General features: G+C 67.0%; 16 protein-coding genes, 1 tRNA gene and 1 pseudogene. 10 read left to right on the forward strand and 8 right to left on the reverse strand.

Translation table 11 applies throughout. The features are described from left to right. The first annotated feature begins 187 nt into the window (after positions 1 to 187). Positions 188 to 1,149, forward strand: a pseudogene (locus EDE12_RS11260) (GDP-L-fucose synthase). A 95-nt stretch (positions 1,150 to 1,244) separates the two neighbouring features. Here the strand turns inward: EDE12_RS11260 and EDE12_RS11265 are convergent. Continuing rightward, the gene (locus tag EDE12_RS11265) at positions 1,245 to 2,246 is read right to left on the reverse strand and encodes a Tim44 domain-containing protein (RefSeq protein WP_026598830.1); all 1,002 of its coding nucleotides are present in this window, start codon (positions 2,244 to 2,246) and stop codon (positions 1,245 to 1,247) included. Positions 2,247 to 2,457: 211 nt separating this feature from the next. Here EDE12_RS11265 and EDE12_RS11270 point away from each other — a divergent pair, with 211 nt between their 5' ends. The 3 genes from EDE12_RS11270 to EDE12_RS11280 all read left to right on the forward strand — a co-directional run bounded on the left by EDE12_RS11270 (position 2,458) and on the right by EDE12_RS11280 (position 3,822). Further along, a complete protein-coding gene (locus EDE12_RS11270) occupies positions 2,458 to 2,973 on the forward strand; it encodes a dihydrofolate reductase (protein WP_051592497.1) in 516 nt (171 codons plus the stop codon). Positions 2,974 to 3,077: 104 nt separating this feature from the next. Further along, a tRNA-Pro gene (locus EDE12_RS11275) sits at positions 3,078 to 3,154 on the forward strand. 278 nt (positions 3,155 to 3,432) lie between these two features. After that, complete coding sequence (locus tag EDE12_RS11280) at positions 3,433 to 3,822, forward strand: hypothetical protein (RefSeq protein ID WP_024880210.1); 390 nt, start codon at positions 3,433 to 3,435, stop codon at positions 3,820 to 3,822. A gap of 278 nt (positions 3,823 to 4,100) precedes the next feature. Here EDE12_RS11280 and EDE12_RS11285 read toward each other — a convergent pair whose 3' ends face one another. Then, positions 4,101 to 4,943, reverse strand: coding sequence for a hypothetical protein (locus EDE12_RS11285; RefSeq protein WP_051592498.1), 843 nt, complete (start codon positions 4,941 to 4,943; stop codon positions 4,101 to 4,103). 99 nt (positions 4,944 to 5,042) lie between these two features. Then, the gene (locus EDE12_RS11290) at positions 5,043 to 5,861 is read right to left on the reverse strand and encodes a hypothetical protein (protein WP_026598832.1); all 819 of its coding nucleotides are present in this window, start codon (positions 5,859 to 5,861) and stop codon (positions 5,043 to 5,045) included. A gap of 177 nt (positions 5,862 to 6,038) precedes the next feature. On the opposite strand from EDE12_RS11290, the gene ybgC reads away from it, so the two are divergent. The 5 genes from ybgC to tolB all read left to right on the forward strand — a co-directional run bounded on the left by ybgC (position 6,039) and on the right by tolB (position 10,580). Next, entirely contained in the window at positions 6,039 to 6,458 is a 420-nt protein-coding gene (gene ybgC, locus EDE12_RS11295) for a tol-pal system-associated acyl-CoA thioesterase (protein ID WP_024880213.1), read from the forward strand. Between the two features lie 248 nt (positions 6,459 to 6,706). Beyond that, the gene (gene tolQ, locus EDE12_RS11300) at positions 6,707 to 7,444 is read left to right on the forward strand and encodes a protein TolQ (protein WP_024880214.1); all 738 of its coding nucleotides are present in this window, start codon (positions 6,707 to 6,709) and stop codon (positions 7,442 to 7,444) included. A gap of 15 nt (positions 7,445 to 7,459) precedes the next feature. Next, positions 7,460 to 7,909 (forward strand): biopolymer transporter ExbD, encoded by a 450-nt coding sequence (locus EDE12_RS11305; protein WP_024880215.1) that lies wholly within the window; start codon positions 7,460 to 7,462, stop codon positions 7,907 to 7,909. A gap of 9 nt (positions 7,910 to 7,918) precedes the next feature. Then, positions 7,919 to 9,214 carry a hypothetical protein gene (locus EDE12_RS11310; protein ID WP_026598833.1) on the forward strand — a complete coding sequence of 432 codons (1,296 nt, stop codon included), beginning with the start codon at positions 7,919 to 7,921 and terminating at the stop codon, positions 9,212 to 9,214. Between the two features lie 52 nt (positions 9,215 to 9,266). Further along, complete coding sequence (gene tolB, locus EDE12_RS11315; protein WP_024880217.1) at positions 9,267 to 10,580, forward strand: Tol-Pal system beta propeller repeat protein TolB; 1,314 nt, start codon at positions 9,267 to 9,269, stop codon at positions 10,578 to 10,580. A gap of 142 nt (positions 10,581 to 10,722) precedes the next feature. Here tolB and EDE12_RS11320 read toward each other — a convergent pair whose 3' ends face one another. The 5 genes from EDE12_RS11320 to EDE12_RS11340 are packed head-to-tail and all read right to left on the reverse strand — an operon-like array spanning position 10,723 to position 16,537. Further along, positions 10,723 to 11,754, reverse strand: coding sequence for a biotin-dependent carboxyltransferase family protein (locus EDE12_RS11320; RefSeq protein ID WP_026598834.1), 1,032 nt, complete (start codon positions 11,752 to 11,754; stop codon positions 10,723 to 10,725). Then, entirely contained in the window at positions 11,751 to 12,479 is a 729-nt protein-coding gene (locus EDE12_RS11325; protein ID WP_026598835.1) for an allophanate hydrolase subunit 1, read from the reverse strand. The genes EDE12_RS11320 and EDE12_RS11325 overlap by 4 nt, the downstream gene beginning before the upstream one ends. 4 nt (positions 12,480 to 12,483) lie before the next feature. Continuing rightward, the gene (locus EDE12_RS11330; RefSeq protein WP_024880220.1) at positions 12,484 to 13,251 is read right to left on the reverse strand and encodes a 5-oxoprolinase subunit PxpA; all 768 of its coding nucleotides are present in this window, start codon (positions 13,249 to 13,251) and stop codon (positions 12,484 to 12,486) included. Continuing rightward, positions 13,248 to 13,721: a nucleoside deaminase gene (locus tag EDE12_RS11335; protein WP_026598836.1), complete on the reverse strand. Its 474-nt coding sequence runs from the start codon at positions 13,719 to 13,721 to the stop codon at positions 13,248 to 13,250. Before EDE12_RS11335 ends, EDE12_RS11330 begins: the two co-directional genes overlap by 4 nt. A gap of 38 nt (positions 13,722 to 13,759) precedes the next feature. Then, entirely contained in the window at positions 13,760 to 16,537 is a 2,778-nt protein-coding gene (locus tag EDE12_RS11340) for a histidine kinase dimerization/phospho-acceptor domain-containing protein (protein WP_026598837.1), read from the reverse strand. A 303-nt stretch (positions 16,538 to 16,840) separates the two neighbouring features. Here EDE12_RS11340 and EDE12_RS11345 point away from each other — a divergent pair, with 303 nt between their 5' ends. After that, positions 16,841 to 17,200: a phasin gene (locus EDE12_RS11345; protein ID WP_024880223.1), complete on the forward strand. Its 360-nt coding sequence runs from the start codon at positions 16,841 to 16,843 to the stop codon at positions 17,198 to 17,200. The last annotated feature ends 83 nt before the right edge of the window (positions 17,201 to 17,283 follow it).

Here is a 17,283-nt window from a genome sequence, read left to right on the forward strand (position 1 = left end):
CAAAGACTTCGCGCCGCCGCGGAAACAGAACCATTTGCGCGCTCGAATTCTTCGCCTCGGGTCTCGTGAGCTGCGCAGAGACATTCCTGCAATTTCTATTTGCGCCGAGGCCCCGAACTGCCGTAGAAATCCGAGGTTTCTATCCAGAGCATTTAAATGGCCACGGTTCCGAGGGGATAATTTAGATATGGCGAACACGCGCAGAGTTTGGGTCGCCGGACATAAAGTATGGTCGGCTCCGCCGTGACGAGACATCTTGAGGCGAGAGGAGAGTCCGTCCTCAAAGCGGACCGTTCCGTCGTCGACCTACGTAATCAGATTGCCGTGGAAGTCTGGCTCAAGCAGAATCGCCCGGATGCGATCATCTTCGCTGCGGCGAAAGTCGGCGGCATCTACGCCAATGACACTTATCCGGCCGATTTCATCTATGATAATCTCGCCATCGAGACAAATATCATTCACTCTGCTCATGCGGCGGGGGTGAATCGTCTGGTCTTTCTCGGATCGTCCTGCATCTATCCGAAATTCGCACCGCAGCCGATCACCGAGGATGCGCTGCTGACGGGTCCGCTGGAGCCGACCAACGAATGGTACGCGATCGCCAAAATCGCCGGCATCAAGCTGTGCCAAGCCTATCGCAAGCAATATGGCCGCAGCTACATTTCCGTCATGCCCTGCAACCTCTACGGGCCGAACGACAATTTCGACCTGCAGACGAGCCATGTGCTGCCCGCCCTGATTCGCAAGTTCCATGAGGCGAAAGTGGCTGGCCGCGACGAGGTCGTCATTTGGGGCACAGGCACGCCGCTGCGCGAATTTTTGCATGTCGACGATCTCGCGCGAGGCGTCGTGTTCTGCCTCGATAATTACGACGGCTATGAGCATATCAATTGCGGCGCCGGCTCCGAGGTGACGATTCGCGAACTCGCGGAGACGGTGCAGCGCGCCGTCGGCTTTTCGGGCCGCTTGGTCCTCGATTCGACGAAGCCCGATGGAACGCCGCGCAAGCTGATGGATTCGAGCCGGCTTCGCGCGCTCGGCTGGACACCGCAAATTTCCCTCGAGGAAGGAATCGCCGACGCCTATCGATTTTTCCTCGCCAAGGAGAAAGAGGCGGCCGCCGCCCCTGTCCTCGAATCGGTCGGCTGAGGCAAGCGGGCGGCTCGCCCGTCCGACGACGAGCGCCTATAAAAAAAGCGCCCCTTCAAAGGGGCGCTTTTCTTTTCTCGCAGAGGCGGCGAGACTTACGCGGCCTGCTGGATCGCCGAGAGCTTCCAGGCCTGGGGCGCTTCGCCGGCGGGGCGGCGGAAGGTCCACACTTCGGTCGATTGCGTCGGCTGGGCGGCGTCGCCGGAGACGATCTTGCCCGTCGCGCGATCGATGAAGAGATCGATCAGCGAGAAGCGCATCGCCACGGTCGCATATTCGTCCGAGCCCTCGCGCCAGGCCTCGGAGAGATCGCCTTGCAGCAGCTTCACCTCGGAGATGCGGTTGATGACGCCCTCGCGCGCGTTGGCGCGAATGTCGTCGGAGAAATAGGAGACCATCTCTGGCATCGCGAGATCATGCAGCCGGCCGATATCCTCCTGGCTATAGGCGGCTTGGGCGTCACCGAGCACGCGCTCGAAGGCGCTGAAATCCTCCGGACGCAGATTCAAAGGCTCGCTCGTCGGGTGACGCGGCGCGGTGCCGCTGCCGAAGCCCGTCCCACCGCCGGTGAAGGCGAAGGCGCCCGGACGCGAGCCGCCCCCGGCGCCGCCCATCGCGCCGGCGAGGCGGCGATTGGCGAACCATTGAAAGGCGAGCCGCGCCAGAAGGGCGATGATCGCGATCTGGACCAGAAGGCCGATGATGGAGGCGAGGCCGCCGAGGCCGCCCATCAGGCCATTGCCCGAGAGAAGGCCGAACAGGCCGGCGCCGAGCAGGCCGCCGGCGAGGCCGCCGAGCAATCCGCGGCCGAAGGAGCCGCCGAGCGGGCTGGCCGCGGGAGCGGCGGCCGGGCGCTGCGGCGCGGCGGGCGAGGGCTGCGGCTGAGGCGCCGGCTGCGGCGCCACGCTGCGCTCCATGGGCGCGGCCGGACGCGGCGCGGTGGTTGTCGCCGCCGGCGGCGTAGAGGTCCGCGAGCCGCGGCTTCCCGAGCTCGCGCCGCCGCCCATTTTGGCCTCGGCGAGCGCCGGGGCGAAGGCGATGAGCAGGGCGAGCGCGAGCGCCGGCAAAGATTTGGAGTTCGATGTCCAAGTCGACATGACTATCCTCGAGCGGTTCGCCCAGAGATGAGGAATCACTCGGGCGCCATCTATATAGGAATGCTCCGACCTTGCGGCAAAGGGCCGCGCGGCGGGAAGGCAGAATCGGTTTCCGCCGCTCATGTAGTCGGAAACTCTTCTAATTTTTCATTTAGAACGAATTTTCTCGAACGTTCGCGTTCGAGCGCAAAGCTCGGTTCGAGGAGGCTCGATGCCCGTGACGCCCAAACTGGTCTTCGTCGCCGCCGTGGCGCGCAATGGCGTCATCGGCGCTCGAGAGCGCACGCCCTGGCGGCTGAAGAGCGATCTCGCGCGCTTTCGCGAAATCACCTGGGGCAAGCCGCTGCTCATGGGACGCCGCACATTCGATTCGATCGGCCGCCCACTGCCCGGCCGCGAGACCGTGGCCTTGTCGCGCGACCCGCGATTTCGCCCCGAGGGCGCCCATGCGGCGCGCAGCCCCGAGGAGGCGCTCGGCCTCGCCGCCGAGCTGGCGGACGCCATGCGAGCGGCGGAGATCATCGTCGCCGGCGGCGCGGAGATCTATTCCGCCTTTCTGCCCCAGGCGGATGTGATTCACCTGACCGAGGTGGCGCTGACGGTCGCCGGCGACGCGCTGTTTCCGACGCTCGATCCGGCAGAATGGCGTGAAACAGCGCGCGAGACGCCGCCGCGAACGGCCGAGGACGAGGCGGATTTCCAATATATTCGGCTCGAGCGCCGGTGAGCGGCCGATCGGCTGCAGATAGTGCGCAAACAGCTGTTGCAGGTCGGAGAACCTGAAGCTATAACCCGCCTCGACCAGCGGCGACCGCTTCGCGGACGCCAGATCGGAGTGTAGCGCAGCCTGGTAGCGCACCTCGTTCGGGACGAGGGGGTCGGAGGTTCGAATCCTCTCACTCCGACCAAATTTTCTCACGACTTCAGTGGCATAGCGCGAGCGCCTCGCCGAGGCGCGCTGAGCGCACGACCGCCTCGCGACGACCATAATGGCGCGTCGAGACCGCCGGGACCGGGAAGCGTGACTTTAGAGCGCCGCAACAATCCTCGGCACGCCGAGCGGGACGGCGGCTGCACGTGCTCGGGAAAATCGCCCAAAGGCGACTAGGCGAATCTCCCGAGACACAAGGAGCGCCTACGGGCGAAAAAGCTTCCTCTGTGCACGTAGAAACTCGAGGAAGCTCGGATGAAAATCCTTCTGATCGGCTCCGCCGCCTGTATCACGGCCCTCATTACGACGGCGTGGTTGATGACATTCGCGAAATGGTTCCCGATAAAGGCCTTCGACAGCTTCATCATCGACTATAAGACGATGATAAGAGCGCATGTCGACTATGCGTTGATGGCGCTGTTCGGCGTCGGATTCTATGGCTCTGGCGTCGAGCTGCCCGTCATTGCTTGCTGGTGTGTGGCGATCGGCGGTTTCTCCAATCCGACAGTCTTCACCATCGCGGCTTTCGATCCGAATTTCTGGAGCAAGCCTTTGTGGAGGGGCTATACGGCGCTGAGCTTCGTCGTGTCCTCGGTCGGATTTATCTGGATCGCCTATGCCTTGGCGATGCATGCGATCAGCTAGAGCCATCGCTCCGCGGCAGGACCTTCTCGCGGCCGAGACGCGCTATGGCCTCGGCCCACGCGACGCCGCCGCCGCGAATGTCGCGCCGAGCCTCATCCGCCGATGTCCAGGGCGATCGGGTGAAGGTTTCCTCATCCTGAGGAGCCGCGAAGCGGCGTCTCGAAGGACGAGGAAACCTTCATGCGCGGCCATCTGGAGCTCCCCATCGCGCTTCGAGACGCGCCCTTCGGGCGCTCCTCAGCATGAGGGGGAGGTTTGCTGGCCTTCGCCCGATCGCCCTATCCGCCGATGGTGGCGAGATAGTTTCGCGACAGCGTCGGCAGATCGGCGCGGAACGCCGCCTGAAAGGCGGCGGCGAACCCCTTCCCCTCCTCCAGTCCGCGCAGCAGCTCGGCGAAGCCCGCCTCGTCCTGCGCCTTCAGCCAGGCCACGAACATCGCCGCTTGGCGCAAGGCCAGCCGTTGACGATAGAGGAGATCGAATCGCGCAAAATTGCCGCCACGCTCCTCGGCGAAGGCGATGGAGGAAATATCCCGCCAGACGCCCTGCTCGCTCATGATGAGCGCATGGCCGTCGCGAATGCGCGCCCGCGCCTCCTTCTCGCTCATCTCCTCCGCGCCGGCGCCGCCCGAGATCATGACGGCGAGGCCTTCCACGAACCAGCTCGGCGGACGTTCCGCCCATAGCCCCCGCCAGCCGAAGAAATGCGCATGGGAGAGCTCACGCGTCAGCACCGGCGCCAGCCGCGCGCTCTCGGCGCCGCATAGGATCGGCGAGAGCACGACGCGGCCGAACGAGGCCATCGCCGCAATGCGCGGATCGCCCGTGCCATTGGCCTTGGCGTAATTTTCGTAGGAGCCGTAGACGCCGACAATGGGCGCATGCGCGAAAGGGCGTCCATGCGCGTCCTCGACGCTGCGAATCGCCTCCGGCAGCATGCGGCCGACGATGGTGGCGCAGCCCTCGGCCGCCGGCTCGAAATGCACTGGCGAATCGGCGGCCAGCGCCGGCAACCATCGCGGATCGTTGAAAGCGGCGAGCGCGAAGTTCCACAGGCGCGGGACCCCGCCGAGCACGAGAGTGACGATGACCAGCAAGGTCAGCGAGAAAAAAGGTCTCATGACGAAAAATCCGCGCGGCGCGCCGTCTCTCGACGGCTAAACGCCAAATCGATCGCCGGCGCCAAAAAATATGCGCCGGAGCTTATTACAGGAAAGACGTCAGCGCGAGCCGATCGAGACCGGCGTCCAGCCCCCGGCCTCCATCTCCACGGCGAAGGAGACGCCGCGGGCGATGAGCTTGTTGCGGTCGGAAACGCCGGCGATGGGCGCGCGGTCCGATGTCGCGATCTCCGCGATCGGCGCGCCCGCCGGCGCCATCTGGTCCGGCCGCGCCAGCCCGCTGATTCGGCCGGCGACCGGCGCACGCACCGGCTCCTCGCCGATGAAGCCCAAAATTTCCTCCGCCTCGACGCGCTCGCCGATCGTCTTGCGCGCGGCGAGCGCGCCCTCCGTCATCGCGATCACGTCCCAATAGTCGAGCGCCAGACGATCCGCGTCGCGGCGGCTCGGCGGCGCGTCTCCGGCCCGCAGCACGGCGCCCGGATCGAGCCCATCGGTCGCGATGACGAGATCGCAATCCGCGCCGGCGACGAAGCCGGAGCCGACGCCGATCGTCAGCTCGGCCACATTGGCGAGAGAGCGGGCCGGCCGGCCGTCATGGTCCGGCGCCGAGACGATGACGTCCCAGGGCCAGCGCTCCACCACCTCGTCGAAAGGCCGCAGCAGAAGTGGAAGAAATTGCCGCGTCTGCATGCCGCAGAGAAATTCCGTCGGCCGGTCGGCGCGGCGCGCCTCGACGCCGCCCAGAGTGGCGATGCCGTCGAACCAGGCGTCGGCGTAGCACATGCGCCGCCGCAGAGCCCGCGGCGGCCGCTCCTGATGGAGCACAGTCGCATAGCCCTCGCCGATCAGCCGCCTCGCCACCGCCGAGGCCCTTTCCCCGACGCCGCAGACGAGGATGCAAAGCTCTTTGTTCATCGACCCTTCTCAGCCTCGATACGCGCGCGACGTTTCGCTGTGTATCAGAATTACATATTGCAACGCAACCAGCTCGCTGCGCCGCAAACCGGAACCGCGCCGCCTCGTGATCGCGAGGGGTGCGAGACGTCGCCGGCTGCTGTATAGCAGAGCCTCCAGCGATCCTGCGCGCGCGAAATGACCCATACCCACACACTCGCCGTCCGCGTCTATTACGAGGACACGGATTTCTCCGGCCTCGTCTACCACGCCTCCTATCTGCGCTTCATGGAGCGCGCCCGCACCGAGCTGCTGCGCGATCTCGGCCTCGGCCAGCGCGAGCTGCTGGAGGCGCAGGGCGGCCTGTTCTTCGTCGTGCGCGCCATGACGATCGATTTCCGCAAGCCCGCGCAAATGGACGATCTCCTCACTGTGGAGACGATCGTCCGGGAAGTGTCCGGCGCGTCGTTCGATCTCGATCAGCGCGTGACGCGCGGCGAGGAGATGCTGGTTTCCGCACAAGTGAGGATCGCCGCGGTGGAAGGCGGTCGGCCGCGAAGGCTTCCGACCGAAGTGCGCGAGAAATTCGCCGCGGTCGCCACGCCTCGCGGCGCGTGACCTTTACGGTCCCTTAAGCCTTCCGCTCATATTTTCTGATTGTGCGGCGCATCCAGGACAAAATCTCGGCGGATTCACGCTCCATACCGCTCGGGCTCCACAGCCTTCGGCGCGGCGCTGCGGGAGCGGGCGCGACGTGATTTGCCTCTATCCGCGCCTTTAGTCCCGGCGCGGGCGAGCGCCGAGGACTTCCGCCGCTCGCCGCCAGAGTTTCGCCGCCGACCCCGCGACTTCCGAGGACGACTTTCATGAATCCAGCCGAAATCGCCGCCCCGCTCTCCGGCGCCGCCGCCGAGGTCTCCATCTGGGGCATGTTCTGGGGCGCGCATATCGTCGTCAAGCTGGTGATGGTCGGCCTGCTGCTGGCCTCGGTCTGGTGCTGGGCGATCATCGTCAACAAAGCGCTGCTGTTCTCGCGCACGCGCCGCGCCATGGATCGCTTCGAGGAAGTGTTCTGGTCGGGCTCCTCGCTCGAGGATCTCTACGCCAAGCTGCAGGAGCGCCCGGCCACCGGCATGGGCAGCCTGTTCATCGCCGCCATGCGCGAATGGAAGCGCTCCTTCCAGAACGCCGGCGCCTCCTTCATGGGCCTGCAGGCGCGCATCGACAAAGTGCTGGACGTCTCCATCGCCCGCGAGGTCGAGAAGCTCGAATCCAATCTCCTGGTGCTGGCGACGGTCGCCTCGGCCGGCCCCTTCGTCGGCCTGTTCGGCACGGTCTGGGGCATTATGACCTCCTTCCGCTCCATCGCCGCCTCCAAGAACACCTCGCTCGCCGTCGTCGCGCCGGGCATAGCGGAAGCGCTGCTCGCCACCGCCATCGGCCTTTTCGCCGCCATTCCGGCGCTGGTCGCCTATAACAAGCTGCAGGGCGACGTCGCCCGCACCCAGGCGCGGCTCGAGAGCTTCGCCGACGAATTCTCCGCCATTCTGTCGCGCCAGATCGATCAGCACGCCGGACAGTCCGGCCGCGATCGCGCGGCCTGAGCGGGAGAAGCGGAAATGGGCGCCTCGATCGCCGCAGGACGCAAGGGCTCGGGCCGCCGCCGGCGCGGAACGCCGCGCTATGGCGCCATGGCCGAGATCAATATGACGCCCTTCATCGACGTCATGCTGGTGCTGCTGATCATCTTCATGGTGGCGGCGCCATTGCTCGCCACCGGCGTCGCCGTCGATCTGCCGCAGACCAAGGCCGGCCCGCTCAATATCGATCAGAAGCCGCTGGCCATCGCCGTGGACGACAAGGGGCAGATCTTTCTGATGGATCAGCCGATCGAGATCGGCCAGCTGCTCGACCGTCTGAAGGAGACCGCCAAAGCGGGCTTCGACGAGCGCATCTATATGCGCGCCTCCAAGACGGTGAATTACGGCCGCGTCGCCGAGATCATGTCGATGGTGACGAGCGCCGGTTACAAGAAGGTCGCTCTTGTGACCGAAGTGGACAAGAAGTGAGGGGAAGAGTTGAAGCCCTCGCGTTCCGAACCTGGCCTCGTCGTATCGGCCGCCGTCCATGCCGGACTGCTGCTAGCGACGCTCATCGCCTTTTCGGACACGAAGAAATTCGATGACGCGCAGGAGACCGTGCCGGTCGATATCGTCACGGATGCGCAGATCAATCAGGTGATGAAGGGCGAGAAGGCGGCCAAGGAGATCAAGCCCGTCCAGCGCGCCGACAAGATCGCCGAGCAGCACGAGACCAAGCCGCTGCCGCCGCTCGCCGAGGCCAAGAAGGACGTCGCCGCCCCGCCCCCGCCGCTGAAGCCGCGGCTCGAGGAGCCGGAGGACAAGCCCGAGGCCCCGCCGCCGCCCAAGCGCGTCGCCGCTCTGCCGCCGACGCCGGAGCCGCCTCTCCGCCCGACCCCGCCGAAGCCCGAGCCCGCCAAAGCCGAGCCGCCGAAGCCGCAGCCGGCCAAGGCGGAGCCTCCCAAGCCCGAGCCGCCGAAACCCGAGCGCGCCAAGCCCGCGCCGCCGCCGCCCGAGCGCGAGGAGCCGGAAGAGGCCGAGGTGGTGAAGCCCAAGCCCCCCATGCGTCCGAAGGCCGAGAAGGAGGCCAAGGAGACGCCGCAGCCGCCCGAGAAACCGAAGCCCAAGGACGAGCCGAAGCCCCGGGACGAGGCCAAGAAAGAAGAGGCCAAAAAGGAGACGGCGAAGCCCAAGGAGACCGCCAAGGAGCCGACCAAGCAATTGAAGGTCGATGAGGTGGCCAAGCTCCTCGAGAAGAAGAAGGCCGCAGAAAAGGGCGCGCCGAGCGACTCCGACGAAAAGAAGAAATCCGACAAGCCGCCGGCCAAGCCGAAATCCGGCGACGAGGCCGCGCCCAAATCGAAATTCGACGCCGCCAATATCGCCAATCTCTTGAGCCATGAGGCGCCGCAGCGCCGCGCCGCGACCGGCGCCGATCTGACCAAAACCGCCTCGCTCGGCGCGCCGACGGCGAGCGCGCCGCGCATGTCGCCGACTCTGCAAGCGCAGATCGACGCCTATACGGTCGATCATTATCGCCGCTGCTGGCAGGCGTCGCTGTCGATCAATGCGCAGACCTATGTGCCGCGTGTAGAATTCCGCCTGTCGCGGGAGGGCGCGCTCGAAGGCGCGCCGCGCCTGCTCAACCCCTCCTCCGATCCTGTCGAGCACAGCCGCGGCGAGCAGGCGCTCGGCGCCGTGCGCCGCTGCAGCCCCATGCCGATTCCGGCCGCCTTCGCGCCCTATTACGATTATTGGCGCGTCACGGAATTGGACATGAGGGAGGATATGTAGCGGCTAGCGCTCCACGCCTCCGAAATTCGAAAACGCCCAGGACCTCCATCTCATGACGTTCGACATCACCCGCCGCTCGGCCGCCCATCTTCTCGCCGGCGCGACTCTCTCGCCGCTTCTCGCCGCGCCGGCGCGCGCGGCGCGCGTGCTCGATCTGCGCGCGGGCGGCGGCTTTCAGCCGGTCTCCGTCGCGGTGACGAACTTCTCCGGCGACGAGGCGGCGCGCATAGTGACGAGCGTCATCGTCAATAATTTCAAGCGCTCCGTCTTTCTGCGCCCCATCGAGCCGGGCGCCGTCCCGGAGTCCGCCGGCTCCGAGGCCACGCCCAATCTCGATCTCTTCCGCACGCTCAATGCGCAATATGTCGTCACCGGCCGCTCGCAGCGCAGCCCGGACGGACGGCTCAAGACCGAGTTCCGCCTCTTCGACGTCTCGACCGGCGAGCAGGCGGCGGGCCAGCAATATGTCACCGATTCCGCCAATATGCGCCGCGTGGCGCATCTCGTTTCGGACGCGGTGTTCACGCGTATCACCGGCGAGAAAGGCTTTTTCGACACGCGCGTGGTCTTCGTCGACGAGAGCGGGCCAAAGGAGCACCGCCGCAAGCGTCTCGCCATAATGGATCAGGACGGCGCCAATGTGCGCTATCTGACCCGCGGCGAGGAGCTCGTCGTCACGCCGCGCTTCTCGCCGTCCTCGCAGGACGTCACCTATATGTCCTTCGGCTCCGCCGATCCGAAGGTGCTGCTGCTGAACATAGAGAGCGGCCAGCGCGAGGTGGTCGGCAATTTTCCGGGCATGACCTTCTCGCCGCGCTTCTCGCCGGACGGCCAGAAGATCGTGATGTCGCTGTCGCAGGGCGCCGCCACCAATCTCTATGCGATGGATGTCCGCTCGCGCACGACGACCCGCCTCACCGACACCAACGCCATCGACACCTCGCCCTCCTATTCCCCGAGCGGCGGCGAGATCGTCTTCGAATCCGATCGCGGCGGCTCGCAGCAGATTTACGTGATGGGCGGCGGCGGCGGCAGCGCGCGGCGCATCTCCTTCGGCCAGGGCCATTATTCGACGCCGGTATGGTCGCCCAAGGGCGATTACATCGCCTTCACCAAGCAATCCTCCGGCTCCTTCGGCATTGGCGTGATGAAGCCGGACGGCTCCGGCGAGCGCATCCTCACCGAAGGTTTTCATAATGAAGGCCCGACCTGGGCGCCGAACGGACTGTTCCTGATGTTCTTCCGCGATCCGGGCGGCGGCGGCGGCGCCAAGATTTTCATGGTCGATATTTTCGGCCGCTCGGAATTCCCCGTGCCGACGCCGTCCTACGCGTCTGATCCGTCCTGGGGACCGTTGCAGGAGTAGTCTAGCCGCTGGACGCCCCCCTCCCCAGCCCTCCCCCGCTGCGCGGGAGAGGGAGCAGATTCGGCCCTTCACAAAAGTTTGCGCAATGCTTGCCGCCTCCCCTCTCACGCGTAACGGGGGAGGGTACGGGAGGGGGCAAGCCCTACTCTTTATCCAAAGGCCGATACGCATCGGCGACGCCGCCGATCAAATTGGCGGACAGCAGCAATTCCGTCGAAATCTCCCCGCCCACGGCGCGCAGCCGCACGCCTGCGCCGATCGCCTCGCCCAGCGCCCGCCGCGCCGCGACGGCCTGCTCGATCGAAACTGTGGAAAAGGAAAACGCCTCGCCCGGCCGCCGCTGCGCGAGACGGCCGATATCGGCGCCGATGACATTGGCGATCTTCGGATAGCCTCCGGTCGGCTGGCGATCGGCCATCAGCACGAGCGGCGCGCCATCCCCCGGAACCTGTATCGCGCCGAGCGCCACCCCATCCGAAACAATGTCATGGCCCTTGGCGTGGGCGAGGCGCCCGCCTTCCAGCCGATAGGCCATGCGATCGCTGCGCTGCCCGACCCGCCAGCGCGCCGACAGAAATTCGCCGATCGCCTCTTGCGAAAAATAATCCGCCTGCGGCCCGAGCACGGCGCGGATGGGCTCCTCCGAGGCGGCGAGCCAGGGCGCCTCGAGCGCCAGCAATTCCCGCGGCGGCGATATAATATCCGCGAGCGGCAGAACATCGCCGGCGCGCAAGCCCCGCCCCTCGAGCCCGCCCATGAAAGAGCGCGTATGTGTCGCGAGCGAGCCCAGCGTCGGCGGCAGATCGATGCGGCCCGCGATGGCGACATAGCACCACGCCCCGCTCCGCCCCGCGCGAATGGTAAGCCGCGCGCCCGGCTCCAGCGAGAGCGCGCAAGCGAAGGGAAGCGGCGCGCCATCGAGGCGAATGTCGAATTCGCCTCCGGCGATGGCGAGGCCGATGGTCTCGCCTTCCGCCGTCAGCTCCAATCCGCCGAGCGAAACCTCGATCGCCGCAGCGCCCAGAGCGGCCCCCGCCGCGAGATTGGCGGCGGCGAAGGCGCGGGCGTCCATCGGGCCGGCCGGCGTCACGCCGAAGCGCAGGCTGCCGCGCCGCCCGGCGTCTTGCAGAGTGACGCCCGGCCCCACCGCGCGGAGGATCAGCCGCGCGCTCATCGCGTCGTCTCGCGCCGCGCGATCATCTCGCCGCGCGCGCCTTTCTCCTCGAGCGCGCGAAATGTCGCTTCGTCGATCGGCTCGAAGCGCAGCGCATCGCCGACCTCGACGAAAAAGGAGGGATCGCGCTCCGGCGCGAAGAGACGCTCGGGCGTGCGGCCGAGGACATACCAGCCGGTCGGCATGGGATCGGCGCCGATCAGCGAGAGGCCGCCGCCGATGAGCACCGCCCCTCGCGGCGTCGGCCCGCGCGGGGAGGCGCGGCGCGGGACGGCGAGCGCCGAAGGCAGGCCGCCGAGATAGCACCAGCCCGGCGCGAAGCCATACATGTAAGCGCGAAAATCGGCGCCCGAATGAAGCTCCGCAATGCGCTCGGGCGAAAGCGACAGCGCTTCGCCCGCCGCCGCGAGATCCTCGCCATGCGGCGGCGCGTAGCAGCAGGGAATGATCCACCTGACGCTCGGCGCAGCGCTCTCCTGCGCCGCTCTCTCCAGCGCCTCGACATGGGCGACGAGCGCGGCGCGCGTGAGCGCCAGCGGATCGTAATGGATCATCAGCGAGCGATAGGTCGGAACCGTCTCGACGATTCCCGCCAGCGGCGCGGCGCGCAGTGCGGCGTCCAGCGCCAGCACCTCGGCGCTGATCGCAGGATCGACGCTATCGCCGAATTCGACGACGAGCGCCGCCTCGCCGGCGTCGAGACAGCGCGGCGCGGTGGTGCGCATCGCCTCATGTCTCCGAGGGCGCGAAGGGCAGAAGCTGATAGCCGGCGCGTTCCAGCGCATCGCGCAGCCGCCGTGTCATATCGACAGCGTGTGACGTGTCGCCATGCACGCAAATGGAGTCGATCGGCGTCGGCAGACGCTTGCCGCTCTCGGTGACGATCGCCTGCTCGTTCAACATATTGAGCGCGCGCGCCGCGGCCCAATCCGGATCATCGATCACGGCGCCCTTCTGGCCGCGCGGCTTCAGCCGTCCGTCATCGAGATAGGCGCGATCGGCGAACACCTCATGCGCGATCGTGACGCCGGCGTGCTCGGCCGCCGCCACCTGCTCGCTGCAGGCGATGGCCAGCAGAGTGAGGCTGGCGTCGACGGCGCGCGTCGCCCGCGCCACGGCGAGCGCGATCTCCGGCTCGACCTCCGCGACATTGGCGAGCGCGCCATGGCATTTCACATAAGTGAGGCGATGGCCGCTGTAATGCGCGAGCGCCTGCGCCGCGCCGATCTGATAGGCGACGAGACGCTCCACCTCGGCGGCGGAATAGGGAATGCGCCGCCGGCCGAAGCCGGCGAGATCGGGAAAGGACACATGCGCGCCAATGGCGACGCCGCGCGCTTTCGCCAGCGTGAAGCAGCGCGCCATTATGTCCGGATCGCCGGCGTGATAGCCGCAGGCGACATTGGCGGAGGTCACGAGGTCGAGCATGGCCTCGTCGTCGCCCATGCGCCAGGCTCCGAATCCTTCTCCGAGATCGGCGTTGAGATCGACTGTCACTGTCCCCCGGCTCCCCCGCGCGGCGCGTCCTCGGCGATATCCTCGTTCCAGATCGACGGATTGGCCGCGATATAGTCTCGCATCAATTCCCGGCAGCGCGCATCGTCGAGCACGATCACCTCGACGCCATGGTCGCGGAGAAACTGCTCATTGCCGCCGAAATTCCTGTTCTCGCCGACGATGACGCGCGGAATCTTGAACTGCACGATCGTCCCCGCGCACATCATGCAGGGCGAGAGCGTCGTGTAGAGCGTCGTCTCGCGATAGGAGGCGCGGCGTCCGGCGTCGCGCAGGCAATCCATCTCGCCATGCAGAATCGGATCGCCCTGCTGCACACGGCGATTATGGCCGCGGCCGAGCATGCGCGCGCCTTCGGCGAGAACGGAGCCGATCGGCAGGCCGCCCTCGTCGAAGCTCTTCTTCGCCAAGCGAAACGCTTCATCCATGCAGACGATATCCGACGCTCTCATCGAAATCCCCTTTCCGGCGCGGCGCCGGCGGGGCCTCGCTATTCCGCCGCGAGCACTTGCGGCGGCGGAAAGGCGACCTCGATCAGCGTCCCTTGGTTCTTGCGGCTCTTGATCGAGAAGGAGGCGCGATTGGCCTCGATCAGCGCTTTCGTCACCGGCAGGCCGAGGCCCGTGCCGCCGCGCGACGAGCCGATCTGGCGGAAGGGCTCGAGCGCCGTCTCGATCTCATTCTCGGACATGCCGATCCCTGTGTCCTTCACGCGGATCACCACATATCCGGCGTCGGTCAAGGCGCTCGACACGATCACCTGTCCACCCGCCTCGTTGAACTTCACGGCGTTGGACAGAAGGTTCAGCAATATCTGCCGCAGCGACCTGCCGTCGGCAAGGATGCGCGGCAAGCGCGGCCACAAGGACAGGCGGATCACCACACGGCTACGGTTCGCCTGCGGCTGCATGATCGACACGCATTCGGAGATGACGGCGTTGGCGTCGATCCGCTCGACGTCGAGCTCGAACTTGCCCGCCTCTATCTTGGAGAGATCGAGCAGATCGTTGACGAGGCTCAGCACATGCTCGCCCGATGTGTGGATGTCCTTGAGATATTCCTTGTAACGATCATTGCCGAGCGGGCCGAAGCGCTCCTCCATCATCACCTCGGCGAAGCCGATGATGGCGTTGAGCGGCGTGCGGATCTCATGGCTGACCTTGGCCAGGAAATCGGTCTTGGCGGCGCTGGCGCGCTCGGCCTCGTGGCGGGCGGCCTCGAGCTCGTCGTCCGAGCTACGGCGGCGGATGACATGAAGAATAACGCAACGCCTCAGCTCTGGCGGCGGGCCGAGCGGCGCCAGCGTCAGCTGCACCGGAATGAGCTGCCCATTGCGTCCACGCGCCTGCACCTGCAGACCCTCGCCCAGATCGCGGCTCGTCGGACGACGGAGAAAATCGGCGACCACGCCTTGATCGGCGTCGCAGAACAGCGAGGCGAGGCCAGAGCCGAGCAGCGCGCGCGGCTCGCCGCCGATGAGCCGGCCGAGCGCTGCGTTGACGCTGCGCAGCCTGCCCTCGGCGTCGACCACCACAACGGCGTCGCCCATGGCGTCCAGCGTCGCGCGCAGCTCCTCCGCCTCATGACGGCGGCTCTCCAGCTCCTTGCGCAAGGCGCCGGCGCGCGCGCTCTCCGGCGCGGCGACGGAAGCCGCGCTGCGCAGCGTGACGAGAGTGGCGGCCAGACCGTCCCATTGGATCGGCTCGAGCCGAACATCGGCCTCCAACGGCTCGCCGTCGCAATCGAGCACCTCGACGACCCCGCCCGCGGTTCCGTCCGCCGCGGTCGGCGGGCGCCGGCCGGCGAAGAGCCGCGTCGCGCCGCCATCGCCGGTCAGCGCCGCGGCGTCGCCATAGCCGAGATAATCGAGCAGCGTGCGATTGGCGTAGAGCGCCTCCGCCCCGCGCGCGACCATGACGCCTATGGGCAGCCGATCGAGCAGAGCGGCGGCGCGCGCGAGATCGCCCGGAAAGGCGCTATTCTCATTGGAGGGCAGAGGCTCTTGGGACGGTGCGGCCTCGTGGGACGGCTCCTCGAAAGGCTCCGATTCGGGCGCGGGCTCCGCCGAGACGGCGGTCGCCTGCCCCATCGCCTGCTGCCCGGTCGCCTGCTCGATCGTCTCGAACAAATCGCGCACCGAGCCCTTGGCCGGCTTTTGCGCGGCGGAAGCGAGCGCGCGGGCGATTTCGTCGAAAGCGGTGCGCTCGCTCGGCGACAGAGACTCGCCGATGGAGGCGGCGGCCTCCTCGAGGCGCGGCAGCGGCCGCAGCGACACGATCTTGGCGCCGAGGAGCGCCGGCGTCTGCTCCGTCTCGGCCGGGGCGGTCTGGATCGGGACGGCCTCGGCCAGCGGCTCCAGCGCAGTGGCGGGCTCTTCCGCCGGCGGCGTCAAATCGGGCTCAGGCTCTGGCTCGCGCTCCGGCTCTTGGCGCAGCCGGTCCACATGCAGCACGCCATAGCCCTGATAGCCGCCGAAATGACGGCCGTCGTCGAAGACCGGCAGAGCGCCGAGCGTCACTGGCACACGCGCGCCGCCGCCGTCGAGCGGCCAGTCGAGCTCGACCCCGCTCCAGGAGCGGCGCGAATCGAAGGCGTCGGCGAGGCGTCCGTCCGGCGCGAGCCGCAGCCGGCTCGCCAGCTCGAGAAACGGACGTCCGGCAATGTCGCCATTTTCGCGCCCGACCACATCGGCGAGGGCGGCGGTGACATCGAGCACCCGTCCCTCGGCGTCGGAGCGCCAGAGGAAACGTTCCGGCCGCGGCGGACGGGCGGGCGGCGGCTCGATCACAGGCTCGGGAGCGGCTTCGGCCTCCGGCGCGGCGATCGCGGCCTCGGGGACAGGAGCTTCGGCTGGCTGAACCAGCGGAGTCTCATTCGCGGCGGAGCGCATGCCGAGCATTGCGACCAGAAACAGCGGCGCCGAATCCTCGGACGTCAGCCTGCGGCACAGAACCGTCGCCGTCTGCGCGATTGGGCCGAAGGAGAAACGCAGCCGCTCCAGCCGCGGCGCGGCGGCGTGGCTTTCCGCCCCCGCGAGCTCGCGCAGCCGGCGCGCGCCGGGCTCGTCGCCGCCGAACAGCCGGTCGCCGAGCGCGACGAGATCGCCGCCGAAAACGGATATGGCGGATTCATTGGCGTGGACGATCGCCAGCGGCTCGCCCGCGGCGGCGACGATCGGCGCGCCGGACGCCTCGAGCGCGGCGAAGGCCGGATCGGCGCCGATCTGCGTGGCGACCGCCTCGCTCTCGATCCTGTCGTGCTCGCTCATATCGACAGCGCCTCTTCAGACGCGACAAGCGCCGGAAGCGGCGCGGAACAAAACGACGCGGAACGCGCGTCGCGGCCGATCAAGGTGAAGGATCGGTTAAAGGAAACTTAAAGGTTCGTTGCGGCTTGGTCTATGCGGCGCAGGACATTTTAACAAGCTTCGACGATTCATGATGAACGGATGCGCCGCCCCTAGACCACAATTATGTTGCAATGCAACATGAGTTGAGCCATATTCGGCTCGGCCGGCGCCCCTTCTTCGGCCGACGGGCGTTCGAGCCGACCCGACCAGAAGGAAGCATTCGTGAGCGAACCGATCTATCAGATACCGAACGAAGTCCGCGACTTCGCCGAAAAGAGCGTCGAGCAGGCGCGCAAGGCGTTCGAGGGATTCGCCGGAGCCGCGCAAAAGGCGATCGGCTCCGTCGAGACGACGACCGCCACCTTCCAGGTCGGGGCCAAGGATGTGAGCGCCAAGGCGCTCGGCTACGCCGAAGCCAATGTGAATGCGGCTTTCGATCTCGCGCAGAAGCTTCTGCGCGCCAAGGATCCCCAGGAAGTGCTCCAGCTGCAGGCGGAGTATGTGAAGAGCCAGGTCGAGGCGATACAGTCCCAGGCCAAGGATCTCGGCGCTGCGCTGCAAAAAGCGACGACCGGCAAGTGAGTTGCCGACGGCGCCGCGCCGATGACGCGCGGCGCCTCGACGAAATGCGCTGCGGCGCGTCTCGGCGGCGTGAGTAGAGGCAG

Source organism: Methylosinus sp. sav-2 (assembly GCF_004366495.1).
In the GTDB taxonomy this organism is placed as follows: Bacteria; Pseudomonadota; Alphaproteobacteria; order Rhizobiales; family Beijerinckiaceae; genus Methylosinus.

Bases quoted from the DNA above. Each gene is read 5' to 3' on its own strand.
- EDE12_RS11325 (WP_026598835.1), bottom strand. From the start codon at position 12,479: ATGCGCACCACCGCGCCGCGCTGTCTCGACGCCGGCGAGGCGGCGCTC.
- EDE12_RS11340 (WP_026598837.1), bottom strand. From the start codon at position 16,537: ATGAGCGAGCACGACAGGATCGAGAGCGAGGCGGTCGCCACGCAGATC.
- EDE12_RS11270 (WP_051592497.1), top strand. From the start codon at position 2,458: ATGCCCGTGACGCCCAAACTGGTCTTCGTCGCCGCCGTGGCGCGCAAT.
- ybgC (WP_024880213.1), top strand. From the start codon at position 6,039: ATGACCCATACCCACACACTCGCCGTCCGCGTCTATTACGAGGACACG.
- tolB (WP_024880217.1), top strand. From the start codon at position 9,267: ATGACGTTCGACATCACCCGCCGCTCGGCCGCCCATCTTCTCGCCGGC.
- EDE12_RS11320 (WP_026598834.1), bottom strand. From the start codon at position 11,754: ATGAGCGCGCGGCTGATCCTCCGCGCGGTGGGGCCGGGCGTCACTCTG.
- tolQ (WP_024880214.1), top strand. From the start codon at position 6,707: ATGAATCCAGCCGAAATCGCCGCCCCGCTCTCCGGCGCCGCCGCCGAG.
- EDE12_RS11265 (WP_026598830.1), bottom strand. From the start codon at position 2,246: ATGTCGACTTGGACATCGAACTCCAAATCTTTGCCGGCGCTCGCGCTC.
- EDE12_RS11305 (WP_024880215.1), top strand. From the start codon at position 7,460: ATGGGCGCCTCGATCGCCGCAGGACGCAAGGGCTCGGGCCGCCGCCGG.
- EDE12_RS11335 (WP_026598836.1), bottom strand. From the start codon at position 13,721: ATGAGAGCGTCGGATATCGTCTGCATGGATGAAGCGTTTCGCTTGGCG.
- EDE12_RS11280 (WP_024880210.1), top strand. From the start codon at position 3,433: ATGAAAATCCTTCTGATCGGCTCCGCCGCCTGTATCACGGCCCTCATT.
- EDE12_RS11290 (WP_026598832.1), bottom strand. From the start codon at position 5,861: ATGAACAAAGAGCTTTGCATCCTCGTCTGCGGCGTCGGGGAAAGGGCC.
- EDE12_RS11285 (WP_051592498.1), bottom strand. From the start codon at position 4,943: ATGAGACCTTTTTTCTCGCTGACCTTGCTGGTCATCGTCACTCTCGTG.